This window comes from Roseibium aggregatum, from assembly GCF_014692675.1.
Taxonomy (GTDB): Bacteria; Pseudomonadota; Alphaproteobacteria; order Rhizobiales; family Stappiaceae; genus Roseibium; species Roseibium aggregatum_C.
In genome coordinates this window covers 1-643 of record NZ_JABFCZ010000090.1, presented here as the reverse complement: position 1 = coordinate 643, position 643 = coordinate 1, and the positions used below count along the sequence as shown (strand labels likewise).

2 pseudogenes are annotated in these 643 nt (G+C 52.9%); one reads left to right on the top strand and one right to left on the bottom strand.

The annotated features are described in order from the left end of the window. Window positions 1-124: 124 nt before the first annotated feature. A pseudogene (locus HK439_RS26420) lies at window positions 125-292 on the top strand (IS3 family transposase); the annotation flags it as partial. Window positions 293-534: 242 nt separating this feature from the next. Here the strand turns inward: HK439_RS26420 and HK439_RS26415 are convergent. Then, window positions 535-643, bottom strand: a pseudogene (locus tag HK439_RS26415) (IS5/IS1182 family transposase); the annotation flags it as partial.

The following is a 643-nucleotide window of genomic DNA, read 5'->3' as shown; positions in this document are numbered from 1 at the left end:
AAATATGCGCTTTTGCGCATCGCAAACCGCCGCAATGCCGCAAAAGTGCGATTGACCAAAAATACCCGCTCGAAATCCGACAACTGATCAAACCGCAATCGCCGCGGTGCTCACCGGACGCTTACGGGAAAGGGTGCGGCGGCGAACCTACAAAACCCGCCAAGACGCGAGGCGGGATGTGTTCGACTACATCGAGAAGTTCTACAACCCCAAAAGCAAACACGTCAGAAACGGGTTGCTGTCACCCGTCGAGTTCGAACGGCGGCAGAAAATGAAAGCCGAGGGCGTCTAGAAAACGCGAGGCTATTCAACCCTAATCATATTCATTTAGCACAAGATTATATCTCGCTTCTTGAAATTTAGGGCCTGTCGACAAAAGCGGTTCCCAAATCATCTGAGCAGTGATCAAGACTGTCGTTTAGGGGGCATGCTTGGCACGTGGCGATTTGTAAGATGCAGAATGGGAATTGATCGAAGCTTTGCTTCCTTCAGAGCAGCTGACCGGCATCCGCATATTCTAGGGTTCAGACTCAATCATAGCCAGAAGGCGACGAGAGCGGCCAGGGCGACGGCGGAGAGGAAGTTTCTGGCGAGCTTGTCGTAGCGGGTTGGGACGCGGCGGAAGTCCTTTAGTCGGCAGAAT